This is a genomic window from Spirillospora sp. NPDC000708 (genome assembly GCF_040299565.1).
Classification (GTDB): Bacteria; Actinomycetota; Actinomycetes; order Streptosporangiales; family Streptosporangiaceae; genus Spirillospora.
The window spans coordinates 22,722-49,097 of record NZ_JBEPCJ010000024.1; the positions used below are offsets into that span (position 1 = coordinate 22,722).

Here is a 26,376-nt window from a genome sequence, read left to right on the forward strand (position 1 = left end):
GGCCGCGCCGCGGGCCCCGGCGGACCTGTCAGTAGTCCGGTACGGCTTCGGGAAGAGGCTCGGACAGCTGCTCGGACATCGGCTCCGGCAGCGGTCCCGCCATGGGGTGCGGGGCGATGACGGGGTCGGTGACGACGGAGGTGCTGCGGCCCGCCCACGCCTCCAGCTGCGCCACGAAGCGCTCGGCGTGGACCGGCCAGTGGAAGCGGGCGCGCGCGGCCGCGTAGCCGCGCTGGCCCATGCCGACCCGCAGCTTCGGATCGTCGCGCAGCCGCCGGACCGCCTCGGCGGCGGCGGCCGGGTCGCCGAACGGGACGACCAGCCCGCAGCCGGCCGGGTCGACGATGTCCACCGCGGGCGGGTTCGGCGTGGTGATCACCGGGACGCCCCGGGCCATGTACTCCACGACCTTCGTGGGCATCGAGTGCCGGTAGTTGGGCTCGTCGTGCAGCAGCGCGAGCCCCGCCATCGCGCCCTCGGCGATCCGCAGCGCCCGGTCGTTCGGGACGAACCCGTACCAGCGCAGGACCCCGGTGCGCTGCGCCTCGCGCAGCGCGGGCCGCACGTCGGGGTCGGCGGAGCCGATCAGCTCGACGGTGATGCCCTCGGGGGCCAGCAGCCGCGCCATCTCGATCATGTCGAGCGCGCCGCGCGCCACCGACAGGTTGCCGACGTAGACGGCGCGGCGGTCGTCCGGCGGGCCGGGCGGCAGGTCGGAGACGTAGGTGGTGTTGGGCACGACCGGGTGGTCGCCGCGGAACCGGGCCCGGTACCCCTCCTCGGCGAGCAGCAGCTTCAGCCGCCGCTCGCCGCGCCGCTCCAGCCGCTTGACGGCCGGCCGCAGCAGCGGGCGGACCGGCCCGGGCACCCAGCCCTTCGCGGTGAGCGCCGCCGCCGTGTCCTCGTGGACGTCCCACACGACGGTCCGGCGGTGCGCCTCGCTGGGCAGCGCGACCAGCAGCTCGGGGTCGTGCAGGAGGATCACGTCGGCGTAGCCGGCGTGCTCGGCGATGGCCCGGCGGGCGGCCCGCAGGGCCCGGAGGCGGCGCCTCCCGGTGGCCCGCGGGACGTCCACGGGGCTGACCTCGCGCCAGGGGGTCACGTTGCACGCCCGGAAGGGCGCGATGTAGGTGACCTCATGGCCGGCGTCGAGGAGCGCGCGTATCTGCCGGTGCAGAATGCGCGCATCCTCCGGATGGTGCACCACCGTGCAAACACAGATCCGCATTTCACTCACTCCGCAAGGTGCCGGTAAAATCGCCTGCTGCTCGAGTCTTCGTCGCCCATGGAAATCACTGATGAATTCCCCTTGTCCGCGATATGGACGGCCGCGGGCGACTCGTGCCGGTCCGCCAGAGCGCCGTCCCGCTAGAGCAGTTCGACGGTTTCGAGTTGCACGTCCCTGGTGCGTCCGCGGGTGTCGAACAGCAGCCGGGCGTGCCGGGTCAGGGTCTCGGCGTCGTAGGCCGCGTGGTCGGCCAGCACGATCACCAGGTCCGCGTCCGCCAGCGCGGTGGGCAGGTCGCCCTCGGCGGGCGGCACCGCAGCGCCGTCCACCTGCCACTCCGTGACGAACGGGTCGTGGAAGGACAGGTCCGCGCCCAGCCGCGCCAGCCGCCGGGCCACGGGCCGGGCGGGCGACTCGCGCTGGTCGGCGATGTCGGCCTTGTAGGTGACGCCCAGGAGCAGCACCTTGGCGCCCTTCAGCGCGCGGCCCTCGCGGTTGAGGAGCTGCTGGGCGCGTTCGGCGACGTACCGGGGCATCCGGTCGTTGATCTCCTGGGCCAGCTCGACGAACCGGAACGGGTAGCCCAGGGAGCGGACCTTGTAGGACAGGTAGTTCGGGTCGATGGGGATGCAGTGCCCGCCGACGCCGGGGCCGGGCCGGAACGCCTGGAACCCGAACGGCTTGGTGGCGGCGCAGTCGATGGCGTCCCACAGGTCGATGCCGAGCTCGTTGCAGAACACCGCCATCTCGTTGACCAGCGCGATGTTGACGTGCCGGTAGGTGTTCTCCAGCAGCTTGGCCATCTCGGCCTCGCGGGTCCCCTTCGCCTGCACGACGCGCTCGACGAACTTGCCGTAGAACGCGGCGGCGGCCGTCGCGCAGGCCGCGGTGAGCCCGCCGACGATCTTCGGGGTGTTGCGGACCCCGTAGACGGCGTTGCCCGGGTCGATCCGCTCCGGGGAGAACGCCAGGTGGAACTCCTCGCCCGCGACCAGCCCGGAGGTCTCCAGGATGGGACGCACGACCTCCTCGGTGGTGCCCGGGTAGGTGGTGGACTCCAGCACCACCAGGGCGCCGGGCTGGAGATGCCGCGCGACGGTCTCGGCGGCGCCGCGCACCGCGGTCAGGTCGGGACCGCCGTCCGGCGACAGCGGCGTGGGCACGCAGATCACCACGGTCCGGGCGCCGTCGAGGACGTCCTCGTCCAGGCTCGGCGCGAACCCGGCCGCCAGCATGTCGGCCACCTCGGCCGGCGTCACGTCGTCGATGTGCGACAGCCCGGCCTTCAGCCCGGCCACCACCCGCGCGTCACGGTCCAGACCGCCGACCTGCAGCCCGGCCCGGCACGCCTCCCGCACGAGCGGAAGTCCCACATAGCCGAGTCCGATGACCACCAGATCCATGCCCGGCTCCCTTCGAGATCGGTGCGCGCGCCCGGCGCGCTCCCGGATGTCAGGTATGGCGATTCGTTCGATCGAGGCGATGTCGGTCGCTACGGCCCCATCGGGGGCCGCTGGCCGTAGGCGGCCCGGTATCCCGTCGCGACGGCCCGCCAGGTGCGTTCCGCCCGAACCCATTCCCGGGCCCGCTGTCCTGTTTTTCGCCTTCTTTCGGGACTGTAAGCCAGCTCTTCCAGACAATTCGCCCATGCTTCCGCGTTTTCCGGAACTGTTAACGCGCCGGTCACGCCGGGTTCCACGATTTCGCGAAGTGCCCTGACATCACTGGCTATGACGGGGATTCCCCCGGCCATCGCCTCCAGCGGCTTGAGGGGCGTCACCAATTGGCAGACCCGGTCCGCCCGGCGCGGGACCGCGAAGACATCGAGGAGCGCGTGGTAGCGGCGAACGGAACCCATCGGCACCCGCCCGGTGAACACGGCGTGAACGCCGTGCCCGGCCGCCCGCCGCTCCAGGGCGCCGCGCTCGGGTCCGTCCCCGACCAGCAGCAGCGTGACCGGCGCGCCGCGGTCGCGCAGCAGCGCCGCCGCGTCGATCAGCGTGTCGATGCCCTCGTAGCCGTAGAACGACGACGTCAGGCCCACGACGGTGGCGTCCGCCGCGATGCCGAGCTCCGCGCGCAGGCCGGAGGCGTCCGGCAGCGGTTCGAGGAACGCCTCGTCCACCCCGTTCGGCACCACGAAGATCTTCTCCTCGGGGACGCCGCGGGACGCGATCTCCGCTCGCATCGCCTCGCCGAGCGTCACGACCGCGTCGGCCTCGGCCATCCGGCGCGTCTCCAGCTCGCGGGTCAGCCGGTAGAACTCGTCGGACGCGCTGTGCGCCGGGTCGCGCGACAGCCACGAGTCCTCCAGGAACCCGCGCACCTCGTACACGACGGGCAGCCCGTACCGGCGCCCCAACTCCAGCGCGACCGCCGCGTTCAGGTGGTTGCTGACCGCGTGCAGGACGTCCGGGCGCAGCTCCTCGACGAGCCGCCCGGCCAGGTCGGCGCCCTTCTCGACGGCCCGCACCGGACCGGCGGGCGGCAGCCACGGCAGCAGCCGGTGGTACGGGACGCCGTCGACGTCCACGCGGGCCCGCGCGTCGCCGAGCCCCTGGCTGAGCGGGTACCCGAGCCGCGTCGCGACATGGGTGTCGAACCCGGCCTCCCGCTGCGCGAGCGCGATCCGGTGCGTCCGGACGGTGTAGCCGGCGTTCGTGGCCGGCAGCGCGTTCGTCACGAACTGCAGCACGCCCGTCCCGGAACCGTTCCGGGGACGGGCGGCGCCGCCGGAGACCGGCGGGGTGCGCGCCAGCAGCGCGCGCAGCTCCGCGTTCTCCCGGCGGGCGCCGCGCGGCCGCGGCACCGCCAGCCGGGACCGGCGCAGCCGGCGCCCGCCGAGCGGCCCGGGCGCCGCCCGGGCCAGCAGCCGCACCGCCAGCCGGGGCGCCCGCCCGGGATCGTCGCGGATCTGACGCCAGGTGAGTCCCAGCAGGTAAACCGGCTTTTTCAGGGCAAGGTTCCGCACGGCGACGGAGCGTAGGCAACCCTGATGAACAGAAGGGAAATTGTGGTGTCACCCATCGTGCACGTCCTCGGGGCGCGCCCCAACTTCGTCAAGGCGGCGCCCGTCATCGGCGCCCTGCGGGCCGCCGGCGCCGACCAGGCGGTGATCCACACCGGGCAGCACTACGACGCCCGGATGTCGGAGATCTTCTTTGACGAGCTGGGACTGCCCGAGCCCGACGTGAACCTCGGCGTCGGCTCCGGCGGGCACGCCGAGCAGACCGCCGCCCTCATGGTCGGCCTTGAACGGGAGTTCACGAGCCGTTCACCGGTGCTCGTCATCGTGTACGGCGACGTGAACTCGACGATCGCCGCCGCGCTGGTCGCGGCCAAGCTGCACATCCCGGTCGCCCATGTGGAGGCCGGGCTGCGCAGCTTCGACATGACCATGCCGGAGGAGGTGAACCGCCGGCTCACCGACCAGCTCTCCGACATCTGCCTGGTGACGAGCCCCGAGGGGATCGGGCACCTGGCGAACGAGGGCGTCCCGGTGGAGCGGGCGCACCTGGTCGGCAACCCGATGATCGACACGCTGCTGGCCAACCTCGACTCCTTCGACACCGGACGCGTCCGGGACGCGCACGGGCTGCCGGACCGGTACGTCCTCGCGACCATGCACCGGCCCGCGAACGTCGACGCGCCGGGGACGGCCGCCGCGCTCGTCCGGCACCTGCACGGCGTCGCCGACCTGGCCGACCTCGTCATCCCGGTGCACCCGCGCGGCCGCGCGAACCTGCTGGCCGCCGGGCTCGGCGACCACGACCGCGTGCACGTCCTCGAACCGCTCGGCTACATCGACTTCATCGCGGCCGTGCGCGGCGCGGCGGCGGTCGTCACCGACTCCGGCGGCCTGCAGGAGGAGACGACGATCCTCGGCGTGCCGTGCCTGACCGTCCGGCCGAACACCGAGCGGCCCATCACCATCACCCACGGGACCAACCGGCTCGTCACCATCGAGGAGCTGGTGCCGGGCGTCCGCAAGGTCCTGGAGTCCGGCGCGCAGGCCGGCGACCGCAAGCCGCCGCTGTGGGACGGCCACGCCGGCCCGCGCATCGCGGAAGTGGTCATGGCGTTCCTCGGCGAGAACGGAGCCCTCGGATGAGCGGAGCCGACGGCGCGAAGGCGAACCGGCAGGCGGCGCGGCTGCGCGCCGCCCTGCGGGAGCGCGAGGCGCGCGTCCAGGAGCTGGAGCGGCGCCTCGGCGCCCTGGAGACCTCGGTCGCCCTGCAGTTCGGCCGGCTCGTCGCCGGCGCGGCGCGCAACCCGCGCCGCCGCGGCACGCGGCTGCCGAAGGAGCTGTACCGGCTCTGGCGCAAGCGGAACGGCCCCGAGCAGGGGCCGCCGCCGTCCGGGAGCGAGCGGCTCCAGCTCGACCGGATCGACCGGCCCGAGGACCGGCTGCTCGCCGCCGCGCCGTACGAGGGCATCGTCATCGCGGGGATCTTCGCGCCGGCGACGGCCGCGGCGCTCCGCGAGCACGCCAAGGTGATCCCGCTCTACCCGCACGACGCCACGATCGTCCTCGACACCGCGGACGTGGACCTGGTCGTCGTCGACGCGGCGGCCGGCGAGCCCGGCGGCCCCTGGGCCTACCTGGGCGTCCCCGGCATGTACGACCGGGACCGCGCGCTCCACGACGTCCGCCAGATCGCCGCGGCCCGCTCGCTGCCGCTCGTCCTGTGGGGGGAGGCGCCGCCCGCCACGCTCGCGCTCCTGGACTGGGACGCCGCCGCCACCACGCCGGACCGGCTGCACGACCTGCTCGAACCCTCTCATCGGGCGCGGCCCGGGGGGTCCGGGGGTCCGCCCCCGGAAATGACGCTGCCTCGTTGAAAGGAACTGCTGTGCCACCTCGCGCCCTCGTCTACGGCGACGTCGACCTGAACCTGATCGACGGATCGGCGATCTGGGCCCAGGGCATGGTCCAGGCGCTGGCCCGTGCCGGCTGCGCGGTGACCCTGGTGCTCAAGGCCCCGGTCCGGACCGGCCGGCTGGTCGACCCGCTGCGCGCCCTGCCCGGCGTGACCGTCCGCAGCCCGCACGCGGAGGGCCTGGTCGCGGGGGAGGCGGGCATGCCGGCCAAGCAGGCCGCCGCGATCCTCGCCCGGGTCGACGAGCCGGAACCGTTCGACCTCGTCGTCGTGCGGGGCCGCCGCCTCGCGGGCAAGCTGTCCGGCGGCCCGCTCGCCGGGCGCCTGTGGACGTACCTGACCGACGTCCCGCAGTCCGCCGCCGAGTTCACCGGCTCCGCCAAGGGCGAGCTGCGCCGCATCGCGGACGCGTCGCGCGTGCTGCTCTGCCAGACCGAGGAGCTGCGGGGCTTCCTGGAGAGCGCCGTCCCCGCGACGGCCGGCAAGAGCGTGCTGTTCCCGCCCGTCGTGGTGCTGCCCGACGGCCTGGAACCGCGCCCCGACGGCACCCCGGACGGGCGCGCGCTCAAGCTCGTCTACACCGGCAAGTTCGCGCCGCGCTGGAACACCTACGAGATGACGTCGCTGCCGCGCCTGCTCGCGATGCGGGGCGTGGACGCCGAGCTGCACATGGTCGGCGACAAGATCCACGACGACCCGAAGGAGCCCGGGTTCGCGACCCGCATGCGGACCGCGCTGGAGTCCGGGGAGGGCGTGGTCTGGCACGGCGGCCACCCGCGCGCGGAGGCGATGCGGCTGACGGCCGCGTCCGACGTCGGGCTGTCCTGGCGGCACCCGGAGATGGACGCGAGCCTGGAGCTGTCCACGAAGGTGCTGGAGTGCGGGACGCTCGGCGTCCCCGTCGTGCTGAACCGCACGCCGATGCACGAGCGGCTGTTCGGGGTCGACTACCCGCTGTTCTCCGCCACCGAGGACGACGTCCTCGACGCGCTGACGATCATCGGCAAGAACCCCGACGCCTACACCCTCGCCGCCGAGCGCTGCCGGACCGCCGCCGCCGGGTTCACGCTGGACGCCGCGGCCGGGCGCCTGCGCGACTGCCTCGCGCAGACGTTCCCGGAGCCGTCCGCCGCCGTCCTCGCCGCCGCCGAGGAGCACGCGCGGAGCTCCGCCGCCTCGGACGTCCCTGCCCCGCCGGAGCCCGCGGAGGGGCGGCGGCGCCTGCGCGTCGGCGTCGCCGGCCACGACCTGAAGTTCTTCACCCGCCTGCTCGACTACCTCAGGTCGCGGCCCGACATGGAGGTCCGCGTCGACCCGTGGGCGGCGCTGCGCGTCCACGACGAGGAGCGCAGCCAGGAGCTCGTCGACTGGGCCGACGTGATCGTCTGCGAGTGGTGCGGGCCGAACGCGATCTGGTTCGCCCAGCGCAAGCGGCCCGGGCAGCGGCTCGTCGTCCGGCTGCACCGCTTCGAGCTGTACGCGCGCTGGCCCCGGCACCTCGACATCGACGCCGTCGACCAGGTCATCTGCGTCAGCCCGCACTACGCGCGGCTGACCCACGAGATCCTCGGCTGGCCGATGTCCAAGATCACCACGGTGCCGAACTGGGTGGACGACCGGCAGCTCGACCGGCCGAAGCTCGCCGGCGCCGAGCACCACCTCGGCATGATCGGCATCGCGCCGTCCCGCAAGCGCCTCGACCTCGCCCTGGACGCGCTGGAGGAGCTGCGCCGCGACGACCCGCGCTTCACCCTCTTCGTCAAGTCCAAGCTGCCGTGGGAGTACTGGTGGATCTGGCAGAAGGACGAGGAGCGCGCCCACTACGAGAAGGTGTTCCGCCGCATCCGCCGGTCCCCGGTCCTGTCCGGCGGCGTCGTGTTCGACTCCTACGGCCGCGACGTGGCGTCCTGGCTGCGCCGGATCGGGTTCGTGCTGTCCACCAGCGACGACGAGAGCTTCCACCTCGCGCCCGCCGAGGGCATGGCGTCCGGGGCCGTCCCGGCGCTGCTCGGCTGGCCCGGCGCGGAGACGATCTACGACACCCGGTGGATCCACGCGGACCCGTCCGCGATGGCCGCCTCGATCTCCGGCACGGTCGCGCTGGACCGGTGGGAGGCGGACGCGGCGCTGGCGCGCGACCAGGTCCGCGCCGCCTACGGGCTGGACGAGGTCTGCCGCCAGTGGACCGACCTCCTCGCCGCCGCCCCGTGACCGGGACCGCCGCCGGCCAGGGGCGGTAGGCGGGCGCGGGCGAGGACCGTGACCTCCAACACCGGACGGCCCGGCGGGAAGCGCGCATGGTGCGCGCCTCCCGCCGGGCCGTCGCGAGTCGTGGAGGCCGGCGGCGGGGTCAGCCGGAGCTGCCGACCACGGCGGCGCCGGAGTGCGCCGGCTCCTCGGCGGGCAGCTGCGCCCGGTAGCCCTCGATCGTGCCGTTCAGTTTGGCGAGGCTGCGGCTGTAGTCCCGGCTGGACAGCCAGAACTTGTAGATGATGAACAGCTCGAAGGCCAGCATGCCGGCGGCGCTCACGCACACGACCGGGATGATCGCGCCCGGCACGGCCGCGGCGATCACCGGGGCGACGATGAACACGCCCATCTGGAACTCGATGCCGCTGATCAGGTGCGGGCGGATCCGGCCCCGCAGCAGCACGTTGCGGATCCGGATGTACCAGGGGAACCGCTTGTAGAAGCCCGCCTGGAGGTCGGCGTTGGCGCGCTCGGTGTCGCCGACGACCTGCTCCTCCATCTCGGGGTCGGTGCCGAGCGCGCCCTCGGCGGAGCGCAGGTCCGCGCCGACCTCGCCCGCGTCGGGCAGCCCGCCCTGGCCGCCGTCGGCCCGCCGGACCGCCGCCTCCAGCGTCTCCGCCTCCCGGCGCGCCTCCAGCAGCGTGGTGCGCATCTGCGAGCGCACCTTGTAGATCTCCAGCGCGTCCATGTAGCGGAGCATGTCCAGGAAGACGACGCCGAGCGCCGTCCACACGTAGGCGACGTTCCCCGTCGCCGCGTACTGCCCGGCCATCAGCGCGATCGCGCAGGCCAGCACCCGGACCCGGTCGAAGATGTAGTCCAGCCACGCGCCGAACACCGACCCGGTGCCCTTCAGCCGCGCGATCTTGCCGTCCATGCAGTCGAGCGTGAACGACAGGTGGTACAGCACCGCGCCGGCCAGCAGCCACGGCCACGACGCCACCGCGAAGCAGGCGCCCGCGCCGAGACCGAGGATCAGCGCGCCCACGGTGAGCTGGTTGGGCGTGATCCTGGTCCGGTTCGCGGTGAACTTCACCAGGCGGGCGGCGAGCGGGTCGACCAGCAGGACCGTCCACCACGCGTCACGCGCCTTGTACGTCCGTTGCCGAACGTCGTCGAGCGTGAAGTTCGCCATGGAGGGGTTTCCTTTCGTCCCGGGACCGCTCGATGGTATCGGCTGTCCGGATGCGGTCTCCGGCATTGTCACCGAGTCGTGACTCCGTTAGTGGGACGCATGGGACGAGCAGGGCGCCGGCACCGCCTGTCCAGATCGTTTTGATGGGCGTGGCTGGGTAGGCTTTGGCGGTGCGCGTCAGACCTATGGCAGTTCTTGCCCAATTGCCCTTCGCCTGCGTGCTCGTGGCGGCCACCTGGATCCGGATCATCGCGGTCCGCGGCTACCCCGCGCCGCACTGGACGGGCGACTCGCCCAGCTACCTCGAAGCCGCCCTCAAGCTCCGGCCCGGTGAGACGCGCCCGAGCGGCTACCCGATCCTGCTGTGGGCGCTGAAGCCGTTCCACTCCTTCACCGTGATGGTGTCGGTGCAGCACGCCATCGGGCTGCTCGGCGGCGTCCTGGTGTACCTGCTGGTGTGGCGGGCGGGCCGGGCGGCCTGGCCCAACGGGCCGGACGGGAGCGCGGGGCGGCTCGGCTGGCGGTACCTCGTGCCCGGGCTGCTCGGCGCGGCGCTGACGGTGCCGGTGCTGCTGGACAGCTACCAGATCGCCCTCGAGCACATGCTCATGTCCGACTCGCTCTTCACGTTCCTGCTGCTCGCGGCGGTGACGGCGGCGCTGTGGCGGCGCCGGGCGACCTGGTGGCTCGGCGCGCTCGCCGGGATGTTCGCCGCCTTCGCCGCGGTGACCCGCTCGGCGGGCCTGCCGCTGATCGCCGTGATCCTGCTCGGCATGCTGCTGCGCCGCGCGGGCTGGCGGCCGCTCGTCGCCGCGCTGATCGCGTTCGTGCTGCCGCTCGGCGGCTACATGTACTGGTTCAAGGATACCTACGGCCAGTTCACCGTGTCCAAGGCGAGTTCCATCTGGCTGTACGGCCGCACCGCCGCGTTCGCCGACTGCGCCAAGATCAAGCCGAGCCCGGAGCTGCGGATCATGTGCCCGCCGCCGGACGAGGACCCGCAGATCGCGCCGGCGTTCGTGGTGCTGTGGACCGCCGACTCCCCGTTCCACCGGATCCCCGGCTGGATCACCGGCGACCAGGCCAACCGGATGGCGAGCGACTTCACGAAGCAGGCCATCGAGAAGCAGCCCGGCGACTACGCGCGCGTCGTGGTCCGCGACACCTGGCGGTCCTTCGACTGGAAGCGCGAGCCGTACCCGACGCCGTGGACGTGGCTGGAGTACGTGTTCCCCAAGGGCGAGTCGTGGGACGACGAGCAGGCCCTCGTCGCGGAGAAGTACGACCCGTCCGGCGGGGAGACGAAGGTCGTCCAGCCGTGGGCCGGGAAGATGCTGGCCTACCAGGACCGCATGTCGATGCCCGGCACCGTCCTCGGGCTCGTCCTGCTCGGCGGGCTGGTGTTCGCGCTGCCGCACGTCGGGCGGCGCCGCACCCGGCGGCGGCTGCTCGGGCCCGTCCGGCACTGGGGGACCGGCGCGCTGATGCCGTGGGGGACGAGCCTCGCGCTGCTGGTCATCCCGGCGGCGACCGCCGACTTCGACTACCGCTACGTGCTGCCCGCCGTGCCGTTCGCGTGCGTGGCGCTGGGCCTCGCGCTGCTGCCGTCGCCGCGCCGCGTCCGCGAGGACCCGGTGGGCGAGCCCGGCCCCGGGCAGGACGACGACGAGCCCGCCGCCGAGGAGTCGCTCAGCGCCTAGCCCCGCCCCCGCCGGCGCCGCCCTGCTGGCGCCGCCCCCGCTAGCGTCGCTTCGTCCGGCGGGGGCGGGCGCGCAGGTCCGCCAGCATCCGCTCCCAGGCGGCGGCCACGACCGCGATGTCGAACCGGGTCGCCGCCGCGACGGCGTTCGCGGCCATCGTCAGGCGCAGCTCCTCGTCCTCGATCACGCGCAGCAGCGCCCCGGCGAACGCGTCCGGGTCCTCGGGCGGGACGAGCAGCCCGTCCCGGCCGTCGGTGATGATCTCGCGGGGCCCGCACGGGCAGTCGAAGCCGACCACCGGCAGCCCGCACGCGAACCCCTCGATGATCGTCATCCCGAACGACTCGGCGCGCGAGGACACCGCGAGCACCGACGCCTTGGCGAGCTCGCCCTCCATGTCGTCGGTGGGGTCCATCATCAGGACGTTGTTGTACAGGCCGAGGCGGGTCGCCCTGCGGCGCAGCTCGTCGCGCCGCGGCCCGTCCCCGTAGATCCGCAGGCTCCACTCCGGATGCTTCTCCACGACCTTCGCGAACGCGTCGATCAGCAGGTCGTAGCCCTTGATCCATACGACCCGGCCGGCCGCGACGACGATCCGGTTCTCCTGCCGGGACCGCGGATGCACCCGGGGCGGCAGGCCGTTGGGGATCGCGTGGACCGGGCACGACCCCGGCGGCAGCAGCTCCTCGTAGGCGGCCCGGTCGGCGGCCGTCAGGCAGGTGAGCGCGTCGAGCCGCGGGTACCACTCCTTGATCTCCGCGAGGATCCCCGGCTCGTTGATGCCGAGCTGGAGGTGCTCCTGCCCGACGACGACCACCCGGCGGGGCGCCAGCCGCGCCGCCGCCAGGTTGAGCCCGGCGCGCGTCGTGACCAGCACGTCCGTGTGCAGGTGCCGCAGGAAGCGGGTGAGCCGGTCGTCGGTCCAGGCGCTGTACTTGTTGAAGCTGCGCTCCTCCGGGTGGACCATCGCGGACGGCTCCGGCATCAGCCGCTCGGCGCGCGCGGTGTTCGGCCACGGGACGGTCGCGCCGGGCCGCACGTCGACCAGGGACCGCAGCCGGACCCGGTCCGACAGCGGCAGGACGGGCCGGTCCCGGTCCCGCAGCACGCTCACGACCTCGACCTCGTGCCGCCGCGACAGCTCGTCGGCGAGCGTGAAGGTGCAGCGGACGGTGCCGTCGATGGAGAAGGCCTCCAGCAGCAGGAACGTGATCTTCACGCGCCGTCATCCCCCACCGGGCGGCAGGAGACCGCCAGCTGGTCCCGCTCGGTGTAGTACGGCCGGACGGCCATCTCCCGCCCGCCCGGCGCGGCGACCTGCCGGGGGTAGGACAGCTTGCCGCGCTTGCCGGGCGCGTCGTCGAGCCAGGTGCCGAGGCGGGCGTGCACGTCGCCGACGTCGAGCCACAGGTCCCACAGGGCGGGCTCCGCCGCGGCCAGCGCGTCGACCGCCAGGCGGCCGCGGAAGCCGGTGCCGTCGAGGGCGGCCTCCCCGGTCACCGCGGCGCCGCCGTCGCGCGGCGCGGCCACGAGCCGCGCCGTCTCGCCGGTGCGCGGGCCCGTGTACGCGAGCCACCCGTCGATCCGGATCTCGCCGTCGCGCGGATGCACCGCCGCCACCTCGGCGTGCGGGGAGACCGTCCGGACGCGGAGCCGGGCGTGCCCGTTCCGCGTCCGCACCGCCCGGACGGCCCGGTCGCGCGGACGGTCCGCGTAGGCGCGCAGCCCGTCCAGCGAGAAGCCCGGGTCGTCGGTCAGGATCGGGCGGGCGGAGCCGTCGCCCGTGCCCCTGCCCGGCCCGTCCGCCGCGGCGTCCGCCTCGATGAGGGGCTCCCAGGTGCCGGTCGCCAGATCGCCGACGTGCAGCTCCAGCGACCGCCGGTCCGCCGCGACGGGCACCGGGCGCGTCTCGCCCGACGCCCGGTGCCGCAGCACGACCCGCCGCCCCTCCGGCAGGGGGTCGTGCCACCGGATGCGCAGGCGGTCGTCGGAGCCCACGCGGCAATGGTTGGCCACCGCGTCCAATGTCCGCAGCCTTCCCCGATGTCGCTTGTGCCAGGCGGGTAGCCTATCAACGCATCGATGCCGGACGGTCACGGATGGCGACAGTTGATCACCCTTGGGGCGGGAACACCCGGTCCACGGTGCGCGCCGCGGCCTTCCCGTCGTCCAGCGGGCAGAACCGCGCCTGGAACTCCTTGTACCGGTCCTGGTGCCCCGCCGTCGCCGCCTCGACGTCGCGGATCGCGTCGATCAGGTCGTCGGAGGTCTCCACCAGCGGCCCCGGCGCCTCCGCCTCGAAGTCGAAGTAGAAGCCGCGCAGCCGGTCCCGGTAGTCGGCCAGGTCGTAGGTGAAGAACAGCATCGGCCGGCCGGTGTTGGCGTAGTCGAACATCACCGACGAGTAGTCGCTGATCATCATGTCGGAGATCAGGTACAGCTCGGTGATGTCCGGGTACAGCGACACGTCCCGGACGAAGCCGTGCTCGTCCTCGGTGATGCCGTCCACCACGTTGGAGTGCAGCCGGACCAGCAGGACGTGGTCGTCGCCCAGCGCTGCGCGCGCGCGGTCCAGGTCGAGGCGCATGTCGTGCTTGTACCGGCCGCGGCTGTAGTACTGGTCGTCGCGCCACGTCGGCGCGTACAGCACGACCCGCTTGCCCTCCGGGATGCCGAGCCGCGCCCGGACCGACCTCGCGACCGCGTCCGCCTCCGGGCTGTACAGCAGGTCGTTCCGCGGGTACCCGACCTCCAGCATCTCGCCCTTGAACGCGAACGCGCGGCGGAAGATCTCCGTGCTGAACGGGTTCGGCGACAGCAGGTGGCTCCACTCCGGGACGGCCGGGCCCTCGGGCTTCTTCTCCTTGCTCTGCAGCGCCGACTTCATCCCCGGCGCGTACGCGAAATGGACCTCCTTGACGTCCCGGCCGATCTTCTTCAGCGGGGTGCCGTGCCAGGTCTGCAGCACCACCTGGTCGGGGTGCCGCTGGAACCAGTCGCCGAGCCGGTGGTTGGTGACGATGTAGCGGGACGTCGTCACCGCCTCCTGCCACTCCTTGCCGTTCAGCCGGACGGCCTTCAGCGTGTCCGGAAGCTCGGCCTGCGCGTCGTTCACCACCCACAGCTGCTCCAGGTCGGTGCCGCGCCGCAGCAGCTCCTGGTGGATCGCCTTCGGGCTGTCGGAGAACTGCCGCCCGTTGAAGCAGGAGAACAGCACCGCGTCGCGCAGCCCCTCCCGGGCCACCCTGCGGCGCGCCTCCTCCCGGTACTTCGGGCCCGCGCTCTTCTCCTCGCCGGACACGTCGCCGGTGACCGCGATGACCAGCCGGCCGTCCTTGGTCTCCAGCGCGTAGCCGCGGCGCGCCACCTCCAGCGGCCCCGGCAGGGCGCGCTGCGCGGCGTCCGTCAGCCGGACCGTCAGGGCCCGCCCGCCCGGCGGCCGGAACAGCACGTCCCAGCGGCCCGGCCGCAGCGGCAGGATCCCCGCGACGCTCGGCACCGCCGCCGCCGGCACCTCGGCCCGCAGCGTGCCCGAGTCGTCCGGGACCAGGTCGAACGCGTGCTCCTTGCGGCGCCCGCGGCCGCGCACCACGATCTGCCCGGCCGTGTGCGCCGTGTGCGTCGCCGCCAGCGACAGGGTCCCGTCGGGGCGCCACACGCAGTCGCTCACCGACAGCCGCGTCGTCGCCCGCCGCACCCGCACGTACCCGCCGGGGCCGTGGCCCGCGCTGACCTCCAGCGCGCCGGACGTGCGCCGCGCCTCCTCCACGCCCTCGGCGAGGACGAGCGGCCGGCCGTCCGCCGACAGCGTCCAGTCGCGGGTGTCGTCGATCGCGTCGGGGTCGATGTCGACGTCCAGCGCGTCCGGGTCGACGCGCGCCGTCCACCCGCCGGGCCGCTGCGTCACCGGCACCGGCACGCGCGCGTCGCCGAGCGTCAGCACCAGCTCCGCGGGCGGGCCGCCGTCCGCCTCGACCTCGATGAGCAGCGCGGGGCCGTCCCAGCGCAGCGCCGTCGCGCGCTCCCGGACCCGCTCCACCTGCACGACGAGGTACCCGTCCACGACCTTCGGGACGACGCGCACGTCGTCGGCGACGTACCGGTAGGGCGGGTGCGCGCCCGTCCCCGAGCCGCCGCCGCGCACCGGCCCCTGCCGGAACACGCCGGCGTTCAGCACCGAGGCGTGCACCTCCCAGGTGCCCTCCGCCCAGCCGCCGCGCTCCTTCAGCTTCGCCGCGTCCAGCGCGAACTCGAAGCCGGTCCAGCCGCCGGACGCCTTGCCGGGCTTCGGGGTCTGCCGCGCCTTCATGAGGATCTTGCGGCGGCCGTTGCGCAGCGTCACCGCCTTGATCGACGTCCAGCGGCGGCGGGAGCTGACCGAGTTGATGTACGCCTCGCCGGTGACGACCAGCCGGTCGCCCTCCCAGCGCACCGCGTGCACCCGGCCCCGCATCTTGACCTCGTCCCGCGCCCGGTACACGTCGCGGGGGACGTCGAGCTTCGCGTCCTTCCAGTACGGGTACACGACGTAGCGGCGCAGCGGGTCGCGGACGATCGACGGCGAGGACTTCCCCCGCTCGTACCGGACGACCTTCACCAGCTCCATTGTGTGGCCCTCGGACGCGAGGTGCCACTTCAGCCGGGTCAGCGCGGGCGCCTCGGCGAACACCTTCGGCGACACGCCCTTGGCGTACGCCGCCGCCTGCGCGACGACCTGCTCCCGCTCCTCGCCGGACAGGTCCGGCAGGGCGTCCAGGAACATCTTCAGCTCGGTGGTGACGAGGGCGAGCTGCAGCCGCCGCAGCTCCTTGACGTCGCCGCGCTCGGCGACCCAGGACGTCGCGAGGTTCGCCGCGCCGAAGCCGTCCGCGATGTCCTGCGGCTCGGTGGTCGGCTGATGGCGCGGTCCACGGCGGTGCAGGACGGGGCCCGGCACGATGTCGACGGACTTCGCCAGGTGCACCGCCCGCACCACGACCGGCAGGTCGTCGTAGCGGCCGAGGTCGGGGAACTCCAGGCCCGCCGCGTCCCAGAACGAGCGGCGGAACAGCGACCCGACGATCCGGCGGCGGTTCAGCAGGTCCGGGCTGCGGTGCAGGTCGGTGGCCTTCGCGGGCGCCGGCGCGTCGCCGCTCGCCTTCCACTGCGACACCTGGCCCGTCCACCGGCGGGCCGCGTCGGGCCCGGTCGCGAACTCCGCCCCGGACGCCTCCAGCGCCGTCAGCAGCGAGGCGACCGCCTCCGGCGGCATCGGGTCGCCGCGGTCGGCGAAGAGCAGGAACTCGCCGCGGCTCTCGGCCACCCCCAGATTGCGGGCCGCGCCCCGGCTCGGCGCGCCGCTGCGGACGATCCGGAACCGGTCGTCGGGCAGCTCCGCCCGCGCGGCCGTGCCCGTGCCGTCGTCCACGACCAGGACCTCCAGGTCCCGGAACGTCTGGGCCGCGAGCGAGTCCAGGGCGTCGCCGAGGTCCTCTCCCGCGCCGTGCGAGAGCACGATGACACTGATCCTGGGGGCGGTCATGCCCACTCCTTCGAGGGCTGTGCGAGCCGGAGCCGGCGGTCCGGTCGCGGACGGTCAGGAAAAGGGTGCGGCGCCCCGGCGCGCCGCCGCTACGCCGGGCCGGACGCCCCCGAGGAGGCCTCGGCGGAGGCGTCGGGGGAGGGCGCCGCGGACGGCATCGGCGGGAGCTGCTCGCCGAGGAACACCCGGCGCACCGCCCGCTCGGCCGCGTGCCCGTCGTCCCAGGGGCAGAACCGCGCCCGGAACGCCTCCAGGTTCTTCGCCGCCGCGTCGCCCCACGCCGCCCGGGACGCGAACGCCTCGACGAGCTCGGACTCCGCGTAGGCGACCACGCCCGGCGGGAACTCGGTCAGGTCGAAGTTCACGCCCCGGGTGAGCTTGTAGGTCTCCCAGTCGTTGGCGTAGATGACGATCGGCTTGCCGAGGTTGGCGTAGTCGAACATGACCGACGAGTAGTCGGTGAGCAGCGCGTCCGAGGCGATCATCAGGTCCTCGACGGAGGGGTGCTTGGAGACGTCGATGACCTGCTCCTCGTTCCAGCCGAGGTCCGCCGCCATGTTCTTGAGCTTGTAGTAGTAGTGCGCGCGCAGCAGCAGGACGTGGTCGTCGCCGAGCTGCTCCATCACGCGGCCGATGTCGAACATCGGGGCGTAGCGGCGCTGGTAGTCGCGGTGCGTCGGCGCGTACAGGATCGCCGTCTTGCCCTCGGGGACGCCGAGCTCGTCGCGCAGCCGGGCCTGCTCCTCCGGCGTCGCGCGCACCAGCCGGTCGTTGCGCGGGTACCCGATCTCCAGCAGCTCGTACTTGCAGGGGAAGCCCCGCTCCCACGCCTCGCTCATCAGCGGGTTGGCGGACAGCAGGAAGTCCCAGCGGTCGGACCGCTCGATGAGCGCCTTGAAGTCCATGTCGGCGGCGCCGACCGGGTACTCCATCTGGTCGAGGCCCATCTTCTTCAGGGGCGTGCCGTGCTGGGTCTCCAGGTGCACCTGCCCCGGCCGCTTGACGAGGTTGTCGGGGAAGTTGACGTTGTTGACGAAGTACTTCGCGGCGGCGATCGTCCGGTAGTACTCCGCCGACCCGGCCACCACGTACTCCACGCCCTCCGGCATGGTCTTGCGCGCGCCCGGCTTCACGATCCACACGCAGCGGATGTGCGGCGCCAGCTCCCGGACCTTCTCGTAGATCGCGGCCGGGTTGCAGGAGTACCCGCGGTACCAGTAGGCGGCGAACACCGCGAGGTTCTCCTCGATCGGCAGGTGCCGCCGCATCGCGTAGTACCGCTCCTTGGCGAGCTCCTTGGAGCGGACGACGCCGCGCTTCTGCAGCTTGCGGACCTTGCGGCCGCTCTTCTTCGCCTTCGTCGTGAGCCCGGGGGTGTTGAGGCGCTCCCAGGCCCGGAAGTCGCCGCGCTCGATCGCCCGGTGCTTCTCGGCCAGGTTCGGCTCGTCGTCCGGCGGGACGTGCCCCGGCGGCTTGTAGCGGTTGTAGGTCTTGGTCATCTCGGCGAAGAACCGCGGCTTCTCCGAGGGGTACACGCGGTCGGCGCGCTCCAGGATGACCAGCAGGTGCCAGATCGTCCGGTCGAACATCAGCGGGCGGAACCGGTCCATCCTCGGGCCCAGGTGGTCCATGAACGCGAAGATGCGGTCGTACTGGTCGAAGGCGTCGAAGTGCTTGTCGCTGGCCGTCTTGGTGATCGCGCCGCTGCGGCGCTGCCGGTAGATGTAGCAGACCCGGTCGAGGAAGCTGACCCGCTCGGCGGCCATGAGGACGGGGTAGGTGATGCTGACGTCCTCGTAGTAGCCGCTGTTGAAGCGCAGCCCGTGCTCGATCATGAACTCGCGGCGGATCGCCCGGTTCCAGATCGAGGTGAACATCTCCAGCAGGCTCGGCCGGTCCGCGAGCGTGAACACCTCCGGCGCGGGCGGCTCGCGGAACAGGTGGTTGATGATGCTCCGCTTGACCCGCCCGTTCCAGTAGGACCGGGCGTAGTCGAACATCAGCACGTCGGGCCGGGTCTCGGCGAGCCGCTCGCAGATCGCCTTGACGGCGCCCTCGGTGGCGTAGTCGTCGCTGTCGAAGAACCAGACGTAGTCGCCGGTCGCCATGTCCAGCCCGACGTTGCGGGCCTCGCCGAGCCCGACGTTCTCGGTCAGATGGCGCACCTTCAGCCGCGAGTCGCGCTCGGCGTACTCGTCGAGGATCTCCCCGCAGGCGTCCGGCGAGGCGTCGTCGATCCCGATGATCTCCAGATTCGGCACGTCCGGGACGAGCAGCGAATCCAGGCACTGCCGCAGGTACCCCTGCACTTTGTGCACGGGCACGATGATGCTCAGGGAGATGTCGTATTCACTGCTCACACGAACGCCAATCAACTACTCGATGAATCTGGATCATACCCGCATCCGGCAGGTAAATCTTATGTCCTGCCATGAGAGGGCTTGAGTAGCCATCGGCCCTTCGGCTCGATCGCCCAATGGGTGAGCCGCTGCACCGGCGCGGTGCCGAGCAGCACGCCGACGGCGAGCGCCCCCAGCGTCGCCGCGACCGCCCCGGCCGGGGTGTCGAAGAAGTGCGCGTCGAAGACGCCGCCGTAGTCCAGCGTCTTCACGATGAGGCCGTGCAGCAGGTAGACGTACATCGTCCGGGTCCCGAGCGCGGTGTACCAGGCCCGCCCGCGCGGGACGGCCGCGAGGAACGCGACGCCGAGGACGGCGGCGATCGCCATGGCCAGCAGCCGGTACCCCATGCCCTCGAGCGCACCGAAGTGCATGTGCTCGTAGCCCTCGTTCCACAGCAGGACGCCCCGCTCGACCCTGGGCAGCACGGTCCCGCGCTCCCACACGTAGGCGACCGGCAGGGCGGCGGCCAGCACGGCGAACCCGGCCCAGCGCGTCCACCCGCGGCTGCGCGGGGCCTGCGCCAGCTCGGGCCTGATGGTCAGGCCGAGGACGAAGAACGGCAGCAGTGCCGCCGCCCGGCACAGCGTCGAGTCGCTGTTGAAGCTCCAGCTCCCCGCCACCAGCGCCAGCGCCACCGACACCGCCACCGGGTGGCGCAGGTGCCCCCACAGCGGGGCGCTCAGCCGCCACAGCACCAGCGCGACGAGGAACCACATCAGGAACTGCGGACGGAAAAGTTCGTGCAGCCGGAATTCATTTCCCCGGATGGCGACGAGCTGCAACCGGTAAAGCACGTCGAAGATCACGTACGGAACGACCAAGGTGGGGAAAACAACCCGGAATTTGTCGGTCGACCGCATGAACCCGCGGGCGAAGTAACCGGAGACGAACACGAACACCGGCATGTGGAAGCCGTACACCAGGGTGTAGGCGGCCTCCACCGCGTGGCTGCCGTTCCGGAGGACCTCCCAGACGTGCCCGACGACGACCAGGAGGATGAGGAAGAACTTGACGTTGTCGAAGTAGGGGTCGCGCTCGCGGCGCGGAGCGGGGGGCGCCGGTGCCGTCCGCGGAGCGGGCACCGGCCCGCCGTCGAGGGGCCGGCCGGGCTCCGGCGGGCGGCCCGGCTCCAGGGAGCGGCCGGGGTCGGCGGGGCGGCCCGGCTCCGGGGGGCGCGGCTGGGGGAGGGTTTCCGTCATGTCTCCGAAGGATTCATTTCGTCCGTGACAACCGTTCACGTGCGGGCAGGGCGACTCTAGTCCGCGATCGGCGGCCCTGGGGCCGGATGGGAGATTGTTCCGGTTCCGTGCCGCCGGCTAGCCCCGGCTCGGCCGGCGCAGCGGCGTGAACACCCAGGTCATCTTGGGCTCCAGCGCCCAGCTCATGGTCCGGCGGACCGGGGGAGAGCACAGGAACGTCCCGACGACGACGGCGCCGCAGATCACCGCGACGACCCCGCCCGGCGTGTGCATCCAGTCCGCGCCCCACCAGCCGGTGAAGTTCAGCAGCCGGGTGACGAAGCCGTGCAGCAGGTAGCAGTACAGCGTCGTCGAGCCCAGCGCGGTGAACCAGTACCGCTTGCGCGGGATGAGCGTCAGGAACGCGGCGACCAGCACGGTGGCGGACGCGAACATCGCCAGCCGCATCAGGGTGCCCTTGAAGTCGCCGACGCCCAGCTTGAAGTGCGGGTCCTTCCAGAAGATCCAGCTGACCGACATGTGCTTCATCACCAGGTAGGAGCACGCCAGCCCGATGACGAGCACGACCGCCCCGATGGGGCGCGCGATCGGCTTCTTCAGCAGTTCGAAGTGCTCGGGCCTGAGCTTCAGGCCGAGGACGTAGAACGGCAGCAGCCCGAACACCCGGTGGATGTCGAAGGTGCTGCCGAGGTCGCTCATGTACGACAGCAGGGCGAACCCCATCGCGACGGCCAGCGGCCACCGGATCTGCTGCCACACCGGGGTGGACAGCCGCCACAGGAACAGCGCGCACAGGAACCACGTCAGGTAGTACGGGCTCAGCAGGCTGATCTCCAGGTCGTGGCGGCCCGCCAGCCAGTCGTACAGCGAGTACGCGACCTCGAACACCACGTACGGGACGCCGACGTTGGTGATGAGCTTGCGGGCCTTGCCCGGGGAGAACGTCCAGTTCCGCGAGAAGTAGCCGGTGATCACGATGAACAGCGGCATGTGGAACATGTAGATGAAGATGTACAGGCCCTTGGCCATCGGGACGTTCTGCAGGTTGGCGATCGAGTGGCCCGACACCACCAGCAGGATCGCGAAGTACTTCGCGTTGTCGAAGTACGGGTCCCGCTCCTTGCGCGGCTTCGGCGGCGAGGAGATCCGGACCGGCCCGGCCGCCTGGCGCTCGCCGCCCGGGGCGGCGGGCGCCGCCGGGTCGGGACGGGGGTCGGGGACGGCCGGCGCGCGCTGATCGTCCGGTGTTCGCTGGTCGGCCGCCGTCCAGGCGGCGCCGTGCGGTCCCGTCTCGGCCTCCGAGGGCCTGCTGGTGTACGTCATGGCCGGCCGGTTCAAGCCCCCTTGCAGATGTCGTCGTTGGCGCGGATCTCGCCCTGCTGCTTGGGGATGCCCCCCTTGGCGTTCTTGAGGGCCGTCCAGTTCGAGCCGACGACCAGGTCGACCACGCCGGGCGTGCCGCCGGTGGTCCGCGCCGCCGGGGCGGGGTTGCTCGGGATCAGCGCGGTGAGCGTCTGAGCCTGCTGGTCCGCCCCGGAACCGTACAGCACCTTGGTGGCGCTCGTCTTGGCGGCGTTGCCGCCGACCGTCACCTGGAAGCCCTGGGCCTCCAGGTCGGAGGCGACGCGGCTGGCCTGCCCGGCGATGCCGCTGCCGTTGTAGACGCGCACCCGCACCTGCTCGGGCTGGATCTTGGGGGCGGCCGACTTGCTCTCCGTCGGCACCGTCTTGTCGTTGCGGATCGCGGCGAAGAACGGCTGCGCGGCGGAGTTGAGCACGACCCGGTTCGGGTCGGACGGGTCGGGGCCGTTGGGCGCGGTGACGAAGCGCAGCTTGCCCGAGGTCATGCCCTGCATGCCCTGGGCGATCTTGAGCATGACCTGCGGGGTCAGCTCCTTGTCGGTGGTGAGCGACTTGGTCGCCGCGTTCATCAGCGGGATCAGCTTGGTCGGGTTGCTCAGCACCCCGGCGCTCATGGCCTTGTTCGCCAGCGCGCCCATGAACTTCTGCTGCCGCTTGATGCGGTCGAGGTCGGAGCCGTCGCCGAGGCCGTGCCGGACGCGTACGTAGGCGAGCGCGGTGGAGCCCTTGATGACGTGCCTGCCGCGGGTCAGGTGCAGCTTGGACTTGGGGTCGTTCACGTCCTTCGGCAGGCAGACCGGGACGCCGCCGACCGCGCTGGTGATGGCCTTGAACCCGGTGAAGTCGACCTGCATGAAGTGGTCGATGCGGATGTCGGACAGGCCCTCGATCGTCTTCATGACGCAGGCGGCGCCGCCGATGGTGAAGGCGGAGTTGATCTGCGCCTTCGGCTGGTCGGGCGACATGCCGCCGGCGTGGGTCTTGCACGGCGGGATGTGCACGATCAGGTCGCGCGGGAAGCTGATGCCCATCGCCTGGCTGCCGCCGGGGGACAGGTGGAGGAGGATCATCGTGTCCGAGCGCGGCGGGTCGTTCTTCATCGACCGGCCGTAGCTGGCGTTGGCGCCCGCGCGGGTGTCGGACCCCAGCAGCAGGATGTTCATCGCGCTGTTCAGCTTCTTCGGCCGGTTGGGGCCGATCGCCGAGTTGACGTCCTCGTGGTTGATGTTGCCCATCGCGCTGCGGTACAGGCCGTACGCCGTGAGGGAGCCGGCCACCATGACCGCCGACAGTCCGACGCACACCCAGCCGAGGATGCGCCAGCCGCGTCGACGCGGCGCCGGCTGCGGATCGGCGTCGTCGACGTACTCCATGTACATCGGGTTGCTGTTCATCGGCTCCGTGTCCGGGGGGCGCGGCCCGCTTTCAGGGGGTCGGTCGGCTTGGTCTGCTCTGCTGGAACTGTCCGGTACTGCTGTGACGGGGCTGGCCGTGGCTCGGTTGACAAAGCGCGGGCAAAGAGAGCGTAGGTCAGCCGAGCCGGCGGACGGACCCGGATGCGTCGTTCCATCCGGGCAGTCCGGCCACCGCCGTCACATGCTCCAAGGTCAAGCGTCGATCTAGGGCGGCTTTGTCAAAGTTTCGTTGGATTATGACGGAAGCACCTGAGGCTAGTGGTGCGACCAGGCCCGCCATAACCCCGTCGAGGGTGGTGAACGGCATGTCGACCAGCACGCGCGAGGACGCGTCCAGCTCCCATTTCGCGGCGGCCGCGCGCGCCGCCGCCACCAGCTCCGCACCCGTCAATGTGGTCTTTGTCACATCCAGTGCGGGCAGTCCGGGGGTCACCTCGGGGCCCGGCGCGAACCGGTCGCCGTACGACCGGACCTCGGCCGCGTAGTCGGTGACGCCGACCGGGCAGTCCCCCAGCGGCCCGCCGAGCGGGTGCAGCGAGAGCCCGACGATCTCCTCCGCCTCGCCGTCCACACGCGGGTCCGCCAGCACCACGTCCAGCACCTCCTCGGCCGCCGCCAGGATGTACGGCCCGGACGCCTCGAGCGGTTCGGCCCCCGCCGCGTCGCGCTCCAGCACCGTCGCCGGGTCGACCGGCTCGGCCACGAGCCCCGCCGACCAGCAGGCCATCAGCCACACGGCGGTCTGCCAGTGCGGCGGCAGCGCCAGCACGACACGCCCGCCCGGCTCCGCCGCCAGCCCGTCCACCAGGAAGTTCGCGGTCTTGGCCACCCAGTTGTCGAACGTCCGCGCGGACAGCTCGACGCGCTCGCCCTTCGCGTCGTCGTAGTAGGTGACGAGCGGGCGGGACGGGTCGTCGGCCAGCCGACGCCGCAGCAGTTCGGCGGGTCCGGGCACGGCGGGTTCGCGGTGGCTCATGGGGCGAGCGTAGAGCCCCGTGACCGGCCGGGACTCGCCGACCGGCCGTTCCCGCTACGCTCCGCACCGATGAATGACCACGGATCGGACGAGCACGGGGCGGGTTCATGAACGCGGGTCGGCTGCTCGCCCGGATCACCGTGGCGCCGGCGCTGCTCGTCGCGGCATGGCTCGTGGTGGGCCTTCCGCTGCTGATGGGCGGGGTGCTCCGGCCGGGACCGGCGATCCTGCTGTGGGTGCCGGTCGCCGCGGCGGCGCTCTGGCTCGGCCTCCGGCGGCGGCCCCGCGACCCGGCCGCCGAACAGGCCGCAGAGGGCCCGCTCGGCCCCGCCCCGTGGTGGTCGGCGGCCGGCGTGATCGCGGTCGCCGTCGCGTTCCTGGTGTTCGAGGCGCTGATGTCCTCCGAACAGATCATCGTCCGCCGCGACCCCGCCTCCTACGTGCAGTTCGCGACCTGGCTCCAGGACCACGGCTCGCTGCCGATCCCGCGGATGCTCTGGGCCTTCGGCGGCGGCGACCCCGCGCTGCGCTTCGACAGCCCCGCCTTCTACGAGCACGGCGGCTCGGTCGTCCCGCAGTTCATGGCGGGCCTGCCGATGATCCTCGCGCTCGGCGGCTGGGCGGGCGGCACGCACGGGATGCTGCTGATGGCGCCGCTGCTCGGCGCCTGCAGCGTGCTGGCGTTCGGCGGCCTCGCCGCGCGGCTCGTCGGCCCGCGCTGGGCGCCCGCCGCGGCACTGCTGCTGGCGCTGACCCTGCCGATGCTGTGGGTGTCGCGGTCCACCTTCAGCGAGCCGCCGGCGCTGATCCTGCTGCTCGGCGGGCTGTCGCTGCTGCACGACGCCCGCACGGAGCGGCCCCGCGCGGCCCTGGCGAAGGCGTTCCTCGGCGGCCTCGCGCTCGGGCTGATCGTGCTCGTCCGGATCGACGGGATCCGCGACATCCTGCCCGCCGTGGTGTACGCCGGGCTCCTCGTCGCGCGCCGGCGCCGGAGCGGCTACGCCCTCGCCGGCGGCCTCGCGCTCGGCGCCGCCGCCGGGCTCGTCGAGGGCTACCTGAAGTCCCGCCCCTACCTGGACTACCTGCACGCCTCGCTGAACCCGCTGCTGATGATCTCCGGCGCGATCGTGGCCGGCACCGCGCTGCTGGCCGTCGCGCTCCGCTGGAACGTGACGGGCCGCCGGCTGCGGGCGGCCGGGGCGGCGCTCGGGCGCGGCCGGCTGCCCGGCGCCGCCGCGATCCTCACCGTGCTGGTGATGGTCGCGTTCGCCGTCCGGCCGCTGGTGCAGACCGTGCGCCGCGTCCCGACCAACACCGACGACCGGCTGAACGCCCAGTTCATCGAGGCCGTCCAGAAGCTCGACCACCTGCCGCTGGACGGCACCCGGCAGTACTCGGAGCTGTCGCTGTACTGGGTCGTCTGGTACATCGGCATCCCCGCGCTGCTGCTCGCCACGTTCGGCGCCGCGCTGCTCGTGCGGCGGCTCATGCGCCGCCAGTCGCCGGAATGGCTGCTGCCCTACGCGGTGATCGTGTGGACGACCGTCCAGGTGCTGATCAGGCCCGGCATCACCCCGGACCACCCGTGGGCGTCCCGCCGGCTGATCGGCCTGGTCATCCCCGGGCTGCTCCTGTTCACGGTGTTCGCGGCGGCGTGGATCACCAAGCGGCTGCGGCGGCTCGGCTACTCGCGGAAGGCCGTGCGGGTGACGGCCGTCACGGGCGTCCTGCTGATGCTGGTGCCGATCGTCATCACGTCCGCCGCGTACATGGTGGGACGGACCGACCAGAAGGAGGTCGGCGCCGTCGACGCGATGTGCGACCGGATCGGGCCGGGACGCTCCGTCGTGGTCGTCGAGGTCGGCACCGCCGACCGCTTCCTCCAGGTCCTGCGCGGGATGTGCGGGGTGCCCGCCGCGCGGGCCGCCACGTTCGCCGCGCCGCCCGACGTCCGCCGCGTCATCGGGAAGATCGGCGACGCCGGACGGCGCCCGGTGGTCATGGGGTCCAAGCCCGAGCAGGTGGCGCCGTACGGCCGCCCCCGCCAGATCATGCGGCTGCGCTCCCGGCAGGACGGGCGCACGCTCGACGAGCCGCCGGGCGGGTCCTGGGGCCTCGCCATCGACGTGTGGATCGCCGAGCCGACGGCCCCCTGACGCGCCCCTCCCCGGGGCGCCGCCACCCGCTGTTCACGCGCCGTGTCCGCCGGTGAGTCGGCCGGGGTGCGCCGTTGCGAGTATTCTCGCGGTGCGTGAGTACCCAGCCCGCCGAGCCCGCGCAGCGGCCCGCGCCCGAAGGCGCCGAGCCG

General features: G+C 72.7%; 17 protein-coding genes. 5 read left to right on the forward strand and 12 right to left on the reverse strand.

Annotated features, from left to right (window positions below; genetic code table 11):
- Positions 1-28: 28 nt before the first annotated feature.
- From ABT299_RS19070 to ABT299_RS19080, 3 genes are all read right to left on the reverse strand, one after another.
- Positions 29-1,228: a glycosyltransferase family 4 protein gene (locus ABT299_RS19070; protein WP_500251555.1), complete on the reverse strand. Its 1,200-nt coding sequence runs from the start codon at positions 1,226-1,228 to the stop codon at positions 29-31.
- 140 nt (positions 1,229-1,368) lie between these two features.
- Entirely contained in the window at positions 1,369-2,631 is a 1,263-nt protein-coding gene (locus ABT299_RS19075; protein ID WP_190860220.1) for a nucleotide sugar dehydrogenase, read from the reverse strand.
- A gap of 89 nt (positions 2,632-2,720) precedes the next feature.
- On the reverse strand, positions 2,721-4,199 hold the full coding sequence (locus ABT299_RS19080) for a glycosyltransferase family 4 protein (RefSeq protein ID WP_500251556.1): 1,479 nt from the start codon (positions 4,197-4,199) through the stop codon (positions 2,721-2,723).
- 24 nt (positions 4,200-4,223) lie between these two features.
- On the opposite strand from ABT299_RS19080, the gene wecB reads away from it, so the two are divergent.
- The 3 genes from wecB to ABT299_RS19095 all read left to right on the forward strand — a co-directional run bounded on the left by wecB (position 4,224) and on the right by ABT299_RS19095 (position 8,319).
- Positions 4,224-5,339 (forward strand): non-hydrolyzing UDP-N-acetylglucosamine 2-epimerase, encoded by a 1,116-nt coding sequence (gene wecB, locus ABT299_RS19085; protein ID WP_500251557.1) that lies wholly within the window; start codon positions 4,224-4,226, stop codon positions 5,337-5,339.
- Positions 5,336-6,070, forward strand: a complete 735-nt coding sequence (locus ABT299_RS19090; RefSeq protein WP_190860211.1) for a hypothetical protein — start codon at positions 5,336-5,338, stop codon at positions 6,068-6,070. The genes wecB and ABT299_RS19090 overlap by 4 nt, the downstream gene beginning before the upstream one ends.
- An 86-nt stretch (positions 6,071-6,156) precedes the next feature.
- On the forward strand, positions 6,157-8,319 hold the full coding sequence (locus tag ABT299_RS19095; RefSeq protein ID WP_500251592.1) for a glycosyltransferase: 2,163 nt from the start codon (positions 6,157-6,159) through the stop codon (positions 8,317-8,319).
- A 139-nt stretch (positions 8,320-8,458) separates the two neighbouring features.
- On the opposite strand, the gene ABT299_RS19100 is transcribed toward ABT299_RS19095, so the two are convergent.
- Positions 8,459-9,493: a CDP-alcohol phosphatidyltransferase family protein gene (locus ABT299_RS19100; protein WP_190860206.1), complete on the reverse strand. Its 1,035-nt coding sequence runs from the start codon at positions 9,491-9,493 to the stop codon at positions 8,459-8,461.
- A 185-nt stretch (positions 9,494-9,678) separates the two neighbouring features.
- Between ABT299_RS19100 and ABT299_RS19105 the strand changes: the two genes are divergently transcribed.
- The gene (locus ABT299_RS19105) at positions 9,679-11,193 is read left to right on the forward strand and encodes an O-antigen ligase family protein (protein WP_500251558.1); all 1,515 of its coding nucleotides are present in this window, start codon (positions 9,679-9,681) and stop codon (positions 11,191-11,193) included.
- Positions 11,194-11,233: 40 nt separating this feature from the next.
- Here the strand turns inward: ABT299_RS19105 and ABT299_RS19110 are convergent, their stop codons facing one another.
- The 8 genes from ABT299_RS19110 to ABT299_RS19145 all read right to left on the reverse strand — a co-directional run bounded on the left by ABT299_RS19110 (position 11,234) and on the right by ABT299_RS19145 (position 24,068).
- Positions 11,234-12,412, reverse strand: a complete 1,179-nt coding sequence (locus ABT299_RS19110; protein ID WP_500251559.1) for a glycosyltransferase family 4 protein — start codon at positions 12,410-12,412, stop codon at positions 11,234-11,236.
- Positions 12,409-13,191, reverse strand: a complete 783-nt coding sequence (locus ABT299_RS19115; protein WP_500251560.1) for a hypothetical protein — start codon at positions 13,189-13,191, stop codon at positions 12,409-12,411. The genes ABT299_RS19110 and ABT299_RS19115 overlap by 4 nt, the downstream gene beginning before the upstream one ends.
- Positions 13,192-13,306: 115 nt before the next feature.
- Positions 13,307-16,714 carry a bifunctional glycosyltransferase/CDP-glycerol:glycerophosphate glycerophosphotransferase gene (locus ABT299_RS19120; RefSeq protein ID WP_387021425.1) on the reverse strand — a complete coding sequence of 1,136 codons (3,408 nt, stop codon included), beginning with the start codon at positions 16,712-16,714 and terminating at the stop codon, positions 13,307-13,309.
- An 89-nt stretch (positions 16,715-16,803) separates the two neighbouring features.
- On the reverse strand, positions 16,804-19,074 hold the full coding sequence (locus ABT299_RS19125; RefSeq protein ID WP_500251561.1) for a bifunctional glycosyltransferase/CDP-glycerol:glycerophosphate glycerophosphotransferase: 2,271 nt from the start codon (positions 19,072-19,074) through the stop codon (positions 16,804-16,806).
- A 59-nt stretch (positions 19,075-19,133) separates the two neighbouring features.
- On the reverse strand, positions 19,134-20,315 hold the full coding sequence (locus ABT299_RS19130) for an acyltransferase family protein (protein ID WP_500251562.1): 1,182 nt from the start codon (positions 20,313-20,315) through the stop codon (positions 19,134-19,136).
- Between the two features lie 117 nt (positions 20,316-20,432).
- Positions 20,433-21,638 (reverse strand): acyltransferase family protein, encoded by a 1,206-nt coding sequence (locus ABT299_RS19135; RefSeq protein ID WP_190860194.1) that lies wholly within the window; start codon positions 21,636-21,638, stop codon positions 20,433-20,435.
- A gap of 11 nt (positions 21,639-21,649) precedes the next feature.
- Positions 21,650-23,071: an LCP family protein gene (locus ABT299_RS19140; RefSeq protein ID WP_387021418.1), complete on the reverse strand. Its 1,422-nt coding sequence runs from the start codon at positions 23,069-23,071 to the stop codon at positions 21,650-21,652.
- Positions 23,072-23,207: 136 nt separating this feature from the next.
- Positions 23,208-24,068, reverse strand: a complete 861-nt coding sequence (locus tag ABT299_RS19145; RefSeq protein ID WP_190860190.1) for a TIGR03089 family protein — start codon at positions 24,066-24,068, stop codon at positions 23,208-23,210.
- Positions 24,069-24,175: 107 nt separating this feature from the next.
- Here ABT299_RS19145 and ABT299_RS19150 point away from each other — a divergent pair, with 107 nt between their 5' ends.
- Positions 24,176-26,224: a hypothetical protein gene (locus ABT299_RS19150; protein WP_500251563.1), complete on the forward strand. Its 2,049-nt coding sequence runs from the start codon at positions 24,176-24,178 to the stop codon at positions 26,222-26,224.
- Positions 26,225-26,376 lie beyond the last annotated feature (152 nt).

Bases quoted from the DNA above. Each gene is read 5' to 3' on its own strand.
- ABT299_RS19140 (WP_387021418.1), bottom strand. From the start codon at position 23,071: ATGAACAGCAACCCGATGTACATGGAGTACGTCGACGACGCCGATCCG.
- ABT299_RS19075 (WP_190860220.1), bottom strand. From the start codon at position 2,631: ATGGATCTGGTGGTCATCGGACTCGGCTATGTGGGACTTCCGCTCGTG.
- ABT299_RS19090 (WP_190860211.1), top strand. From the start codon at position 5,336: ATGAGCGGAGCCGACGGCGCGAAGGCGAACCGGCAGGCGGCGCGGCTG.
- ABT299_RS19105 (WP_500251558.1), top strand. From the start codon at position 9,679: ATGGCAGTTCTTGCCCAATTGCCCTTCGCCTGCGTGCTCGTGGCGGCC.
- ABT299_RS19135 (WP_190860194.1), bottom strand. From the start codon at position 21,638: ATGACGTACACCAGCAGGCCCTCGGAGGCCGAGACGGGACCGCACGGC.
- ABT299_RS19150 (WP_500251563.1), top strand. From the start codon at position 24,176: ATGAACGCGGGTCGGCTGCTCGCCCGGATCACCGTGGCGCCGGCGCTG.
- ABT299_RS19095 (WP_500251592.1), top strand. From the start codon at position 6,157: ATGGTCCAGGCGCTGGCCCGTGCCGGCTGCGCGGTGACCCTGGTGCTC.
- ABT299_RS19145 (WP_190860190.1), bottom strand. From the start codon at position 24,068: ATGAGCCACCGCGAACCCGCCGTGCCCGGACCCGCCGAACTGCTGCGG.
- wecB (WP_500251557.1), top strand. From the start codon at position 4,224: ATGAACAGAAGGGAAATTGTGGTGTCACCCATCGTGCACGTCCTCGGG.
- ABT299_RS19130 (WP_500251562.1), bottom strand. From the start codon at position 20,315: ATGACGGAAACCCTCCCCCAGCCGCGCCCCCCGGAGCCGGGCCGCCCC.
- ABT299_RS19120 (WP_387021425.1), bottom strand. From the start codon at position 16,714: ATGACCGCCCCCAGGATCAGTGTCATCGTGCTCTCGCACGGCGCGGGA.
- ABT299_RS19100 (WP_190860206.1), bottom strand. From the start codon at position 9,493: ATGGCGAACTTCACGCTCGACGACGTTCGGCAACGGACGTACAAGGCG.
- ABT299_RS19070 (WP_500251555.1), bottom strand. From the start codon at position 1,228: ATGCGGATCTGTGTTTGCACGGTGGTGCACCATCCGGAGGATGCGCGC.